1 protein-coding gene is annotated in these 409 nt (G+C 67.5%); it reads left to right on the forward strand.

Going from position 1 to position 409, the window contains the following annotated elements:
* Window positions 1–322: glycosyltransferase (locus J0A65_RS26095; protein ID WP_206597098.1), on the forward strand; the 322-nt coding region annotated here is incomplete at its 5' end.
* Between the last annotated feature and the right edge of the window lie 87 nt (window positions 323–409).

Below are 409 nucleotides of genomic sequence, written 5' to 3' on the forward strand. Positions count from 1 at the left end.
GGTACTGGAAGCCCTCGCCTCGAGCCTGGCCGTGGTGGCGTTCGACCAGGCCGCAGCCGCGCAGCACATCCATCACGGGCACAACGGCATGCTCGCGCGTCCCGCCGACGAGGCCGGTTTCTGCGACGCAGCCTGCGAACTGCTGGAGGACGCCGAGACCCTGCGCGGCATGCGCCTGAATGCCCGCCGGCATGCCAGCCATCTCAGCTGGGAGGGCATCGTGGCACTGTTCGAACAGCACCTGCGTAACGCCATACAGCCACGGGCGGAAATCAGCGTGAATGCGCAACTGGCTCCTGGGGCAGGCGATAACCGCCCGTGAGGGCAACGGGCGGATCGCACGTCGCCCGCCTGCGGACGCAGAAAAGCCCCGATGTGCCGCAATGCTGTTCACACCAGAAGTGGTCGG

This window comes from Bowmanella yangjiangensis (assembly GCF_017255015.1).
GTDB lineage: Bacteria > Pseudomonadota > Gammaproteobacteria > Enterobacterales > Alteromonadaceae > Bowmanella > Bowmanella yangjiangensis.